Annotated in this window: 6 protein-coding genes and 9 pseudogenes; 6 read left to right on the top strand and 9 right to left on the bottom strand. The window is 41.5% G+C overall.

The genetic code is table 11. The features are described 5' to 3' along the window. Both ACHA99_RS12000 and ACHA99_RS12005 read right to left on the bottom strand, forming a co-directional pair. A pseudogene (locus ACHA99_RS12000) lies at window positions 1-274 on the bottom strand (IS982 family transposase); the annotation flags it as partial. A 332-nt stretch (window positions 275-606) separates the two neighbouring features. Continuing rightward, window positions 607-1,539: an IS110 family transposase gene (locus ACHA99_RS12005; protein ID WP_393942962.1), complete on the bottom strand. Its 933-nt coding sequence runs from the start codon at window positions 1,537-1,539 to the stop codon at window positions 607-609. 171 nt (window positions 1,540-1,710) lie between these two features. Here ACHA99_RS12005 and ACHA99_RS12010 point away from each other — a divergent pair. Beyond that, a pseudogene (locus ACHA99_RS12010) lies at window positions 1,711-2,033 on the top strand (IS4 family transposase); the annotation flags it as partial. Window positions 2,034-2,118: 85 nt separating this feature from the next. Here the strand turns inward: ACHA99_RS12010 and ACHA99_RS12015 are convergent. Together ACHA99_RS12015 and ACHA99_RS12020 are read right to left on the bottom strand one after the other, a co-directional pair. Further along, window positions 2,119-3,504, bottom strand: a complete 1,386-nt coding sequence (locus ACHA99_RS12015) for a hypothetical protein (protein WP_393942954.1) — start codon at window positions 3,502-3,504, stop codon at window positions 2,119-2,121. A 284-nt stretch (window positions 3,505-3,788) separates the two neighbouring features. After that, window positions 3,789-4,016 (bottom strand): annotated as a pseudogene (locus ACHA99_RS12020) (IS4 family transposase); the annotation flags it as partial. A 71-nt stretch (window positions 4,017-4,087) separates the two neighbouring features. On the opposite strand from ACHA99_RS12020, the gene ACHA99_RS12025 reads away from it, so the two are divergent. Both ACHA99_RS12025 and ACHA99_RS12030 read left to right on the top strand, forming a co-directional pair. Beyond that, window positions 4,088-4,213, top strand: coding sequence for a hypothetical protein (locus ACHA99_RS12025; RefSeq protein WP_393942964.1), 126 nt, complete (start codon window positions 4,088-4,090; stop codon window positions 4,211-4,213). 117 nt (window positions 4,214-4,330) lie between these two features. Then, window positions 4,331-4,512, top strand: a pseudogene (locus tag ACHA99_RS12030) (transposase); the annotation flags it as partial. 13 nt (window positions 4,513-4,525) lie between these two features. Here ACHA99_RS12030 and ACHA99_RS12035 read toward each other — a convergent pair. From ACHA99_RS12035 to ACHA99_RS12045, 3 genes and pseudogenes are all read right to left on the bottom strand, one after another. After that, window positions 4,526-4,761 (bottom strand): annotated as a pseudogene (locus ACHA99_RS12035) (transposase); the annotation flags it as partial. A 250-nt stretch (window positions 4,762-5,011) separates the two neighbouring features. Continuing rightward, a complete protein-coding gene (locus ACHA99_RS12040) occupies window positions 5,012-5,563 on the bottom strand; it encodes a transcriptional regulator (RefSeq protein WP_393942956.1) in 552 nt (183 codons plus the stop codon). Window positions 5,564-6,030: 467 nt separating this feature from the next. Then, window positions 6,031-7,491 (bottom strand): WH2 domain-containing protein, encoded by a 1,461-nt coding sequence (locus ACHA99_RS12045; RefSeq protein ID WP_393942958.1) that lies wholly within the window; start codon window positions 7,489-7,491, stop codon window positions 6,031-6,033. Between the two features lie 293 nt (window positions 7,492-7,784). Here ACHA99_RS12045 and ACHA99_RS12050 point away from each other — a divergent pair, with 293 nt between their 5' ends. After that, window positions 7,785-8,870: a hypothetical protein gene (locus tag ACHA99_RS12050; protein ID WP_393942960.1), complete on the top strand. Its 1,086-nt coding sequence runs from the start codon at window positions 7,785-7,787 to the stop codon at window positions 8,868-8,870. A 268-nt stretch (window positions 8,871-9,138) separates the two neighbouring features. Further along, a pseudogene (locus ACHA99_RS12055) lies at window positions 9,139-10,258 on the top strand (IS3 family transposase). A 224-nt stretch (window positions 10,259-10,482) separates the two neighbouring features. On the opposite strand, the pseudogene ACHA99_RS12060 reads toward ACHA99_RS12055, so the two are convergent. Continuing rightward, window positions 10,483-11,502, bottom strand: a pseudogene (locus ACHA99_RS12060) (IS110 family transposase). 195 nt (window positions 11,503-11,697) lie between these two features. Between ACHA99_RS12060 and ACHA99_RS12065 the strand changes: the two are divergent. Next, window positions 11,698-12,737, top strand: a pseudogene (locus ACHA99_RS12065) (IS630 family transposase). Here ACHA99_RS12065 and ACHA99_RS12070 read toward each other — a convergent pair. Next, window positions 12,721-13,553 (bottom strand): annotated as a pseudogene (locus ACHA99_RS12070) (IS630 family transposase); the annotation flags it as partial. The pseudogenes ACHA99_RS12065 and ACHA99_RS12070 overlap by 17 nt on opposite strands. Window positions 13,554-13,763 lie beyond the last annotated feature (210 nt).

Here is a 13,763-nt window from a genome sequence, read left to right on the forward strand (position 1 = left end):
GCGGCACTAAAGCCTTGGGCATCACCTCAAGAAAGGGGGTATAGCTGAGTAAATTGGAAAAAGCGGATTTGTAGAAATGAGCCAGATAGCCGATGTAGAAGTTCTTGAAATCACGGTGGTGGGACATCTGAAAAAGTATGATGATGGTCATCACTTCGCTCATCGCCATACGGCCAGCGCGATGACGCTTGCGTGTACCATCGGTTAACAGCGTTTTTTCCCATTCAGGAATGAAAACAGCGCAAAAATCATCGACATCGCAAAACACTTCCACTAATTTATGCATAGGCCCTCCGATGTGATGGGGATTCTCTTGGTCGAAAGCTCCGATCACTTGGAGGGCTATTAGTTCAACATTTCTTATCCCGTATATGGACTCCACCTGTTTAGCAATTGCTTTGACAAAAAGATTAGATGCGCACGTATATACGGTTTTTTATTGAAGAAGCTATCTTCTAACCAATGCTCTATTCGCCCCCTCTGTCCTTATCGAGATTGTAGCGTTATTAATGCTGTCGGGATAAACAGGTTTTCAGAAGGTTGGTCTTACCTATTTGTTAATGCATTTTGCTGAACTTTTTATAAAACTTTCTCTAAAACAATATTCTATATGGTCTGACTGTTATATTCGGTTCTGTAATTGAGCAATGCCCATGCGGTGCGAACGGTTTTATTGATTAACGCGACACAAGCACGTTTTATACCCACTCGCCTGACTAAATTGATAAGCCATTGCTGTTTATAGGTTTTCGCCTCTACTGGCAGCCTTGATATAACAGAGAGTGCGCCTTGATAGAGGATTGAACGCAGGTATTTATCGCCACCATGCTTATCTATTCCAATCATAACAACCTTACCTCCACTGCTATGTTGTTTAGGGGTAACACCAACGAAGACAGCCGCATGCCGGCCATTCTTAAAACCTTGACCGTCACCTAAGCAAGCCAGTAAACCGGCTGCACCAATATGACTAACGCCTTCGAGTTTCATCAAGCGTTTACAAGGTTCTGATTGAGTGACCCACTGCTTTAACTGTAACGTTACCGCTTTGTAGTGCTCCTCTGTTGTTTGATATTGTTGCCATAAAATCATGAGCAATGGTTTGATTTGCTCAGGTAAGTCTGCTGATTCTGGCGAAATAAAGTGAGTGATGGCTTGCCTTAATGACTTTTTACCTAACGTGATGACAGCTCCATATTCAAAACACAACGCTCGTATGTGGTTACCCAGTGATGTGATTGTTCGGTCGAACCATTTTCTGCTGATTTGAATTGCTTGAATGTTCTGTTGTGATAGGTCTTTAACCTGGCAGAAAGTCATTCCTAACAGTGTTGATGCGATGGCAATGCCGATAGCATCATTAGCGTCTGTTTTTTGATTGCTGATATAGGGTTTTACTTTTTTAGGTGCCATCCCTCTGACTTCATGTCCAAATGATTGTGCGACTCGAGCCCAGTAGTGAAAGCTAGCACAGCCTTCCATAGCAACGACACAAGGAGGAGAGTTGGCAAGAAGGTCTTTCGTTTTTTGTGGTGACATGGCTTTATTGAATAACAACTTACCATATGGATTCACTTTACAAACTTGAATGACTTTTTTGCAAGGTCGAGAGATATTATTGTAGGCTTACTCATGTATGGACTCCTTTTGTTTTGGTCGACACCAACTTACGGCTGTAGGTTGGTGGAGTCCATACATCGAGTTCAGGTTAACTTAGATAGATTAGCGACTATTTATGCCTTTTTAGCGGTACGGATCTTCCAATTGAAATTTGCCAATGAGCAAATCGAAGACATTAGCTGTGAGAAAATCTTGTCATCAAGAGCGTGGAAGTTACTTTGACTGAAAAGAATAAAGACGCCGCCTCCAGAGAAAGTACCCATTGCAAAATTGGCATATGAGCACCTGGCAAAGCTTGGCGGTTGGAAAGACAGTAAAGAAATGGAAGAGCGTAAGTTAAGACGCTCTGGGAAGGATGGCTCAAATTGCAAGCCATCCTTGAGGGTTACGAACTCGCTCTGTCTCTTGAATAGGACTTGTGATCCAGAGACAGCCTTTACAAGTGGTTTTTAACTAAAAGGTTAACGAGGTGAGCATTATTCTCAATATAAGACTATCTCATTTTCTATGGTAAGTCGTTGCCATCAAGTCAGTGACTTTCTGATCAGCAGCGGAGATGGCATTCTTTAAACATTCGAGCATTTCATCATGGCTCATGATTTCTGACTGCGGATTCAATATACCTTTATTAATTAGCATATTACCTATATAAGCCCCTTGTATAACTTCAGGTAAACTGTGATGCACTGGCTGCTTGACGCTATCGCCGACCAAGTGTTCTAAGCACACATCAACAACTTGTTCAAAATTAAATGCTTTATTTGTGCCACGACTATGCTTCGCAGCCTGAATGGTATAGTGTAGGGCATTCCCTGATATACCTGCCGTAAAACCTTCCATGTCCTGTCGGCTAAAGTTATCCATATTTAGGTTCACAGCTAAATCGAGTATATCTCGCCCGAGGGAATCAAGATTATTTTGATACATTTTGTCATTGGGTATGAAATCAAAATGTAATCCACCGGAAGCAAGCACTTCCTCATTAAAGTAACCCTGAGTATCTCTCCCTGGATCAACTGGTGCGCGCATAATCCCCTGCAATCCACCACCAAAAAGCTGACCTAACGTCACAGGCTCACCTTTTTCACTCATAAATGCTTTTAATGCATAAGTCTCATGTAGGTTCGCACTTGGTCGTTCTAAAAGACTGCAAGGAAAACCTAACTGCTCCACTAATATCATATTATTTCTCGCTTCAGTGTCAGTCTTAACAACCGCAGCATCCCCCGGAAATTCCAGTACTAGATTCGCAGGCTTGAGCAGTTTATTGGTATAAAGGCTATTACCCTTAGCATCAGTTAAAGCATCTTGAGAAAGTTTTTCAAGTAATTGGTTTTCCTCTGCTGTACTCAGTTTTTCATTCTTAGAGAGTTTAGCCTTAATAGCATTCAAATTTTCACTTAACTCATCAGGACGACTATTCATAAAGCCATCAAAACAAATCGATAATCGAGAAAATATTTCTGCTTGATGAACAGGGCTAAACTGATCCGCAGTCAACTTAATCGGTTCATTTTGATCGCACTGCAGGAAGTTTTTTACAAAAACCTTCTTTCCCGTTAGATCTACATCTTTAACCGCTGTATTCAGAACACGATTTAAGCTTGAAGCTACCGCATCGAGTGCACGCTCAGAGGGTGAACGGTTACTCGTTATCGAATTGTTACGAATTAAAGATGAAAACACTTCTCTGCCACTTTTAAGTTTTGGCGCATCCTTAATGTGAGGCTTAGGACTCAACAGTTTGGAATCAGGACTGATGATGGGGTTTTGCACTGTATGAGAAACACGGTGGATATTTAACTGCTGTTCCTCTTCTGTTTTGATCTTAACATCTAGTGGTTCGTTTATTACTATTGGCTTTACAACACTATTTACCGGCATAACTATTCCCTGCATTTTAAATTAGATTAAAAAATAACTAGTATGCACCTATCATCATCAATATCACGAGATTACTCCTGAAATATCCAGTAAAAAACAGCCTGTATATCCAATCATTGATGGCTAAATAGTCAATCTTTCTATTTTTGAAACATTTAAATTTGCTGCCGCTCTTGGCTTGATTTAGCAACAAACAGAGATCGAGCGTTTCTTTGTATACATCAATTCCAACATTTAATCTCATATCAATGACTCCACTTGTACATACAGCACTGTAGGATCCCTCATAATTCATAGCCCCAACAACCATGAGTTAATGAGAGTTCAGCTAGTTTCTTCGTAGCACAAAGCAAATCATCTGCTGATATGGGGTAGTCATACCATCGCCACAGCAGTTCTCTGCCCATCCTGATTGTTGATAGCACATTCCTTTTCTTTCCCGTGTTGGCTTGGAAGTGCCGCTGTAATTGCTGTGTTTCCCCGTATAATCCAACCCACCACAATGCCAGTTTGTTGCACACTGAATTTGGTCACCTAAGTAAGAAATGTTATGATCTCACTCATAACCCATTTAGGTGACAACATGAATACAAGTAAACGTGCACGATATAGCGCTGTAATTAAGCTCGAAACCACTCAGTTAGTCGTTGAGCAAGGCTATACTGCAAAAGCGATGAACGTGGGTATATTGAAGGCCTCTGAGCGCTGAACACACCCCATCCAAAATTGGAATATGACGCTATCACAGCTCTAAATCCATTTTGAGGGCGCTTAGAAAACCATATCGATCTGTGAAATTAGCCTGACATAGAATTATGAACAGCCTCTAGAAACCATTAACGACCAGTTAAAAAATATCTCTCAAATAAAGCACTCTAGACACCGCAGCGTACATGGTTTTATGCTGAATATGATTGCAGGGCTCATCGCCTATCAATTAAAAGACAATAAGCCACAACTGAACATCACTAGCGCGAGTTTAATGCTATTGCAGCTATGACTCGTTAAACCGATCTCAGGTTGAATTAATAAAGCCTTGTAACGCTCGTAGTTGCATGACGAAAATACGTTTAACCATGAGCGCAGTGGTGATGGACAGATCACTAAACAATCGTGGACGACCTTTCTTGCCTTGTTCTTCTTTAGCTTGCTAGTTACTATAGCTTATTCATCAATCCAAAAGGTAAGTGAATCTCGGTTGATTAGGGCTTGGTTGTATTGTTTCCAGTTGGTCGTTTGGTAGTAAGGTTTAGACACAGTAACTTGGTTGGTCTGTTAATGATGCAGATCTGATCATCTGCATCAAACTTAGTTCAACTAATTTTGGCAACATAGCCACATTACCATTTATCGCATCCCTGCGACAAAATATGTTATTGAAAGATAAATTCTTACTAGTATCAACATACTCTACTTTATAGGCGTGGACTCATCACTCGACCCCAAATTGAGTGAATGATCACAATCTACAATTTCCGATGATTTAAACATTTATAAAACTTAACAGTTAACCGAGTTTACTGAGCACCATAACTGCGGCGGTTGCCAACGTAGCGGCAAGCAGGGCTGAAGCAAAACATATTAAGATAAAAAACATACTTTTTACGGGAAATTCCGCACGCATTTGTGCCGTTAGATCCATGGAAGATGAGGAGATAGCTAAATGATTAAAATAAGTTTTATCACTCTTCACGATATTTTTTACTTCGAGTATAGGGGCCTCTTCGGTCATAAATATATCCGTAATGCTTTCGTCCAAAATCAGCATGTAACCCTCTTTGGAAATAGTTTTTATTTCACAGGCCAAGCAATCAAATTGAGCGAGAGATTTTCGCAAATTAGAAATAGCCTTGGTTAACGAGGTTTCACTGACAAACACATGCCCCCACACTTTATCTTGAATATCTTCTTTACTGAGCACTCGATTAACATTATCACACAGCAGCTTAAGTATGACGGCTTCACGCCCACCAATACTCACCACATACTCATCTATACTAATTTCCCTTTTAAGGACATCGTAAATAATTTGGTTTCCTAATGCATAGCGTCTTGTCATATGTTATCTCCTAAATTCATAATTTCATGATATAGCTTCATGATTAAAAGCGGCTCAATTCTATTGAGTGCGATCACATTGTGATGTTTTTTTCAGGAAAAAGTAATACATAATCGCAAAAAAATCATAGATCAACCTTGCCAAGACAAAACAAAAAAACAACAAGGCAACAACAACCAACCAAATAAAATAAAAACAAAACAAAAGATTCAAAATGCATCAAATACACAAATCAGACATCAGCTCACAACAATGCTAAAAACATTAGATATACTTAATACATTATATAGTTCATCATTGAGGTCAAGCTAAGTCAATTTAAGATACGTAAATAATTTTAAGATTGAATTAATACTCATCGACAATTATTCACATAAGCGTAACCAATCCATATCCAATCAGACAGTGACCTAGTATTAAAAGGCCACTGTCATCCCAACCTTATCTGCTTTAGTTAATTTAACTCTCTATAATAAACCCAATTTTAATTGCAACTCATTTATTAAAGCGGTCTGTTTTATGACTAAAGCCTCCTGCCCTGAGAAAGTAAAATCGGCAAATCCGTTCTGCATATGCGTTGCTAGAAATGTCGACACATCTGTTTTAAGATTATCGACACCATGGATACTTGCCATAAATTGCTTTTCCAATTTTGCAAGTGCATCTTTACCATTCTTAGCTGCAAAACCCTCCATAAAAGGCATTTCCATGAGTACGTTGAATGCCGCCTGACGGTAATTGTTACCCAATAAATGCAGCTTTTCATCACTCGTCACATATTGATTGGCCAAACGACGAGCACTCTCCAGAATCGCTTCTCCTTTCTTCATTTCTTTAGCACCTCGGGTATAATCCGAGCCAAACACCCCATTTTTCCCCGCATTAAGGCGGTTTATTGCCACTGCAACAACACCTTTTCGTTCAGCCTGAGATGGCTGATCTGATACAACATCGGCTTGTTTCCATAAGTCGGGAAAGCGTTTTACTTCAGCCCAATAACTAGCAATAGAGTCAGCTTGCCCCTTCATCGCCGTCTCTAAGGTAGGGATATCCTTATAGCTGCCATATTGTTCGAGTAAAATCTTCTCCCAATCAACCTCCATCGCACTCACAATATGATCACTCATTTGTGCACAGAGTTCTGCTCGAAGCCCCCCGTTCATCCCGGGTGCCGTTTTCAATAATTCATCGGAGTAAAGTGCATCCACCAGCTGTTGTTTAACTGCAGGGACCAGAGACTCCGGAGTTTTACTCTCAACCGTTGCTTTTTTAAGATTGCTTTTATTGAAACCTGTAATAGCATCTAGTAAAGCATTCTTTCCTGCATCTGACTGTGCGGCCATACAAGCCATCACATTAACAGGCTGATTCTGAACCAATGGCGGCAAAGGAGGAGGTGGAGGAGGGGGGGGTAATGTATCACTTGTCACAGCTAATGTTGCCTGAGGGTGTATCTCTGCCTGCACAGTGAGTTGGGCTGCGCTGTGACTGGATAAACCCACCCGAGCGTCTTGGATTTTTTTCAATATCGGGCTGTTTGCTATATCTTGCAAAAATGGTCTATCGGAATTGTTCGTCACAGGTCGTACTTTCTGATCTACCGTTACCGGCCTAAGGTCAACTCCGTTACGAATCGCTTGGAATAATGCCAAATTGGGATCCACATTTTGCCCCGGTGCTTTGACTGCCATTGCTGCAACTTGAGCTGGTTTGGCTAACTGAGGCGGCTTATTTACTACCGACAGTTTTTTGTCATTCTTCGAGCGAGATTTAATACGGATAGATTTCAACAGAGATAAAAAGCGCTTTTTTATACTTGGCCTATGGCTCACCTGCTTAATCTCGAGTTTATCCGCTGCGGCGATACTGGCGTCTTCACTCTTGATATCAAACGAGGGTGGATTGATAGTGGTTTTGGAAATTGGCATCCGGTGCTCCTATGGTTATATGTTCACTAGTGTCATCACTGTGAATGAGTCATTGTTTACTCTAAACAACTATATAAAACTGTAACCGCCGCACACACTAGACTTTGTTTGAAATATTCTGATTAAAAGTGGTAGCTATCATAAATGTTACTTATCAAAAATGAGTAGAAATCATTATAAATACGAAGAAATAATGACCATAGACACTGAATATTCATTATTTATCATTAAGTATTAGAGGCATATTTACGTTAGGTTAGTGATATCAATTAATCTTTCTTAGTGAGCTCATCATGCGTATTCATTCCAATTTCCCTAACTATAAAGCCTATAGTCAATTCGCTGCCATACCCAAAACTCTCAATGTTCTAAACATTTACCAGCACCAAGAAAATGAGACAGCAGTGAAAGTTATAAGTTCACTAGCGGAGGTGAATACAGTGAGGAACGCTACTCAGCTAATGAGAATCAAATCGGCTATGCTTATACAACAGAAATATCGCTCTTATCAACAACAAAAAGCCGGTGCAGAGATCAACACAGTAGGCATTAAATCACTCACCAATGCTAATGCGGGGTATAGTTATTTTTATAATACTCAAGATGAATTAGTCGCAAGAACACCAGCTAAATTTCAACCAGCAGGAAAAGGGAATTTCAAACAGTTAGTACGTCAAGATAGTCAATTTGTTCAACTTCATATTTATAATGACACGCTTGATATAGATAAGCGTCATTATAATCAGTTAGTTATGAAAAAACTTAAACATCATCCTTCTATTTGCCCCTCCATTTATGTTAATGATTCAACCATCATTGCCCATAACGGTGGCATGGAAGTCGCGCAATTAATTGAACAAGGGAACAAGATACCCTTAATTCACTTTAAAATACTCTTAGAAGATTTATGCTCATTACATAGGGAGGAGATATTTTTACACGATATCAAACCGGAAAATCTAACCTATAACGGCACAAATGTGCGTCATATCGATGTAGAAAATCTGGTGGCCGCGGATTATAACGATGGCGAAGATGGCATAGTCTGCACGCCAGAGTACACCACAGCCCATTTAGTCAATGCGATTTTCAACGGGGATCCACTCGCCGACCAAAACCACGATAACTACGCCATTTTATTGAGTATGATTGAAGCCACAAGCGGTGAATTTTTTCAGAATACCTCAGAGGGGAGTCCACAGCTTATTTTCGGGCTATTGGGTAAAGATCTAATAAGAGCCCAAGGCTGGATCCAAGAACACATCAAGCCTGAATATCAATCGAGAGCAGAATCATTACTTAAGCTACCAGGAGCCCATAGCGATTCAACGCCTTTGTTCAATATGATTAATTGGCAATCAGCTACGTCAAGTCGCTAATAGCAACAAGCAATTGGAGCTATGTTTCCATATACAGACCCATAACTAACCTTTTTATGGCATGAAACTAACTGCTGTGCTAAGTTCATAGATATTTTTAAGAGCTAATAGTAAAAATAGCACACCATAAAAAGTATGGATCTATTTTGTATTCCATATATTAAACTAGTAGCATGATTCAAGATGAACAAAGATTGTAGTGGCATAGTGAATTTGGCCACCTAATAAGAAATGTTATGACCCCCTCATAACCCATTTAGGTGACAACATGAATAAAAGTAAACGGGCACTATAGTGCTGCAATTAAGCTCGAAACCGCTCAATTAGTCGTTGATCAAGGTTACACACAAGAAGCGGCGGCAAAAGCCATGAACGTGGGTAAATCGACGGTCAGTAAGTGGGTAACACAGCTTCAAATCGAGCGCCATGGGCTTGCACCTGAAGCCTCCCCCATGACACCTGAGCAGATTGAAATTAAGGCACTTAAACGTGAAATTAAACGTATAAATCTCGAGAAGGAAATCTTAAAAATACCCAAGGGGCACACCGAGGCTACCGCTCTATTGATGTCGGACTCGCTGAACAATTCTCGATACTCGAGAAACTCAATCAGAGCAACAAATACCCTATTTCAGTGTTATGCCACGTATTCAACGTGAACCGGAGCAGTTACCGTTATTGGATGAGCCGCGAGCTTTGTGTAACACCTGAGCAGCGGCTTTTAGAATATGAAATCAAAGCGATATATGCTGAAAGCAAACAGCCTGCGGGTGCGAGAAGTATCGCCACAATCGCCTCTGAACGTGGCTTTGCGTTAAGTCGTTATCGGGCAACGCGGTTAATGAAAAAGCTCGGATTAGTGAGTTGCCAACAACCCAAACACCGTTTGGTGTGGCGATGTGACGTATATTTAGGCAGGTAATCGTTGGTGCTATTTAGCGGTTGTGTTGGATTTATTTTCAAGAAAGGCCATTGGTTGGGCGATGCCATTTTCACCGGATCCTGAGTTAACGGTGAAAGCGTTAGACATGGCCTTTGAATCTCGTGGGAAGCCTAAAAATCTGATATTTCATTCAGATCAAGGCTGCCATTATACCAGCCTGAAATACCGTCAGCGACTGTGGAAATATCAAATCACCCAGAGCATGAGCCGTCGCGGTAACTGCTGGGATAATGCGCCAATGGAACGGTTTTTCAAAAGGTTAAAAACAGAATGGCTCCCGACACAAGGCTACAAGAGTTTTAGCGAAGCTAAACAAGATGTGACCGATTACATCATTGGTTATTACTGTGAAGTCAGGCCACATCATTACAATGCAGGATTGAGCCCAAATGAATCAGAGCGAAGATTTTGGGAAGATTCTAAAGCTGTGGCCAAATTTAGTTGACCATATATGGACGCCTCAGCTTTTACAACACTTTTGAATGATTGGTTCACTACCATATATTCGGCGTCTAAATAGGCTTTTTACCCGCGCCATGATGTAAATCCGAAACCTATTACCTTATCACTACATCGGCATTTAATACCTTGGTCAAGTCAGGCTCTAATAGGTACGGTTAACCGTTTATTCATCAGTGCATGTAAACTTTTTAGGTGATACTTAACCTCTTACGCAAATGCTTTATTAACGTCGAAATTATCGTTACTCGTGAGGATCCGCCATCCTATACGCGCTATTTTATTGGCCAGTGCGACAACGGCTTTATATCTACCTTGCCTTAACGCAAGCGCATTAAACCATCGCCCCAGTCTATCATCACGTTTGCTCGCAAATCGGCCAACAGCTCTAGCACTATGAATGAGTAAAACACGTAATTCTGAGCTGCCATTTTTCGTGATCGATCCTAGTCGAACTTTCCCACCTGAACTCGATTGTGATGGCACTAAGCCACACCATACAGAGAATTGTCGACCGTTTTTAAATTGATGACCCGAGCCTAATTCACTCATAAAGCTTGCCGTGACTAATGGCCCAAAGCCAGGGATCGACAGCAAGACATTATAGCGAGGTTGGATTTGACATAGCGCTTTAATGTCGTGCTCGATTTGATTAATTCTCTCATTTAAAACACATAAATCTTCATACAAAAATTTTAACAAGTGATGAAGCGTATGAGACAGTTCATGCGCATTATCTGCTAAAACGCGACTAAGTGACGCTTGTAATTGCAATCTGCCGACAGAGAAGACCACACCAGACTCTCTCGCTAGGCTTCGAATTTGATTGACCATCGCGGTTCGATTTTGAACTAGACGACTGCGTACACAAGGTAATGCTTTTTTTCAACAGTTTTAACTGGAACCAAGTGGAAATTAGGTCTGAAAGCCGCTTCGCATATAGCGAGGGCTATCGTTGGCATCATTCTTTTGGTTTGCAACGAATGGCTTAATATGTTGAGCAGGGATCAGTTGCACTTGATAACCAAGTGCTTGAAATTGTTTTCCCCAGTAATGCGCTGTCCCACAGGCCTCCATAGCAATAAGGCTACCTTCGGGGAGTTGTCTAATTTAATCGAGCAGCTTGTTTCTGTTAATCTTTTTGTTACTCATGACTGAGTTATCCATAAGACAAACACAAACTTGAAAAACATTTTTAGCTAAATCGATACCAATAACTTTAATATCCATGATGGAAACCTCCTGAACTATTTTTCAGCTTCAAGCTTGGCATAATACTGCAAGCTTAGGTGCTGAGGCGTCCATCACATCACTGCTCTATCGAATTCAACTCCGGTGAATAAGGAGGCAACTTGAGGAGGGTAATACCATTCCGCATTGAAGTCTGATCTAATAGCAAGCAACCCAGCAGCTTAAAATTGGATTATGAAACCTGAAACTGCTGAAAGTCTGCTTAGCCTCTCCAAAAGAGAAAAAAATCCGCATAAGCGCATGCGATTGCTCGCTGTATCGCTATTTTTGCAATGCCATAGCCGCACTCAGGTGGCAAGCCAGTTGAAGGTGGCCAGATCTAGCGTCAACTTATGGGTCTCCAGCTATCTTGAGCAAGGACTGGCAGGACTTGAAGATAAACCACGCCTAGGGAAGAAGCCGTCATTGTCAAATGAGCAAAAAAGGAGACTCGCCAGATACATTGAGTTCAAAGCACAATCAGATGAGGGCGGCAGACTCACTGGGGCCGACATCCAGCAATACATCTCGAGTGAGTTTAATGTCGAGTACCATCCCAATCACATCTACAAGCTACTAAAGAGCATGGGATTCTGTTGGATAACCAGCCGCTCCAGGCATCCCAAATAAACTCAGAGCTTACAGGACGCTTTTAAAAAAGTTTCCTCTGGAAACGATCCTCCACACTCCCATTCATATACAACCACACCAGATTGATATTTGGTTTCAGGACGAAGCCAGATTCGGCCAGCAAAATACAACGACACGCCTTTGGGCCGCCAAAGGCAGTAGACCAAGAGCGCTAAGACAGCAGCAGTTTGAATATGTGTATCTCTTCGGCGCAGTCTGTCCTGCAACAGGAGAAACTGAAGCCATCATCACGCCATTCGTTAATAAGGACATCATGCACCAGCACTTGGAGCTGATTGCAAAACGCACCAAACCTGGCCGCCCTGCTGTCGTGGTAATGGACGGTGCGGGTTGGCATACCAATGACATTGCTGCTGATATCCCCAACCTGTCGATACTCAAACTGCCGCCATATTCCCCAGAACTAAACCCCATCGAACAGGTATGGAGTTGGCTGCGCCAACATTATCTCGCCAATCGCTGTTTTAAAGGATATGAGGACATAGTGGATGCCTGCAGCCAGTCATGGAACATGCTTTATCAGTTGTACAAAACGCGTGATAAAGATGTGCTCTCGGGAATGGGCAAAGGTGACTGAACTTTAATGCGGAATGGTATAAGATTATTAAAGTCATTGGTCAAATCCTGCTGATGCAAGCCCGCGTCGTCCATGATGACCAGTGCGTGGCGCCCAAATGCTGTAGCGGCTGAGATCCGCTTTAAATGTTCGTACATATATTCGCGATTGGATGCGGGACAATAATCGCTTGTGTCGCCCCGGTTGCCGGACGCACTGCGCCATATAAATAGTTGTTGCTTGACTGCCCGTGGACGAGTGCCTTTCTTGGCCAAAATACGGGTGGTTGTATTCTGTTGGCCAAATAGGGCTTCATCTTGAAACCAAACATAGATGCGATCGAGGGCTACATGTCCTGGCGTGTTGAGGATTATTGCCATCCGGAAGTTTTTTAAAAGCTTCTTGTACCGCTTCGGATTGTTTCTGGTGGCGAGAGTGAGTGGTAATCCATCAAAAGCCGAGTTAATGTAGCAAACGGTAGATATTCGCTTGCTTGAATGTCACGTCAAATTCAGACTGAATAAACAGGCCGACGTCCTTGACCATCAACATGCCACCCTGTTCAGATTAGACTTTGGTGTTGTATGAACGCTTTGAGCTTAGCTTGCTGTGCAATGGACAATGTCGCAGGACGGCCCGGATTGGGCGCATCATCTAGACCACTCAAACCTTGCGCTAAATAGGTGGATATCCATAGATTCACACTGATTCTACTGAACTTGAGCATGCTTGCGATAGCGGTACGAGAATGACCTTCGCTGGTATGGAGCAAGGCAAGATAGCGCATAAGTTTGCGTGCGCTTTTCTCAGATTTCACTAAGGCGGCAATATCGGGATTGTTCATATTTTGTATAATTAAAAAGTGACAATCAATTAGATCACACAATTAATATAAATTGTATTTCGTGGCAAAATGCTAAAAACTGACCCTCGGTTAAAAATGAGTTAAGGTCACGAAATGGTCACTTTTGAGTCACGGTCACGAAGGGATAAATAGAAATATTGGATGTATAAAAATCAAAAATCCCAAGCTTTTTAAAAGCTTGGGCTTAAT

The sequence above is a fragment of the Shewanella sp. S23-S33 genome, assembly GCF_043359565.1.
Classification (GTDB): Bacteria; Pseudomonadota; Gammaproteobacteria; order Enterobacterales; family Shewanellaceae; genus Shewanella; species Shewanella oncorhynchi.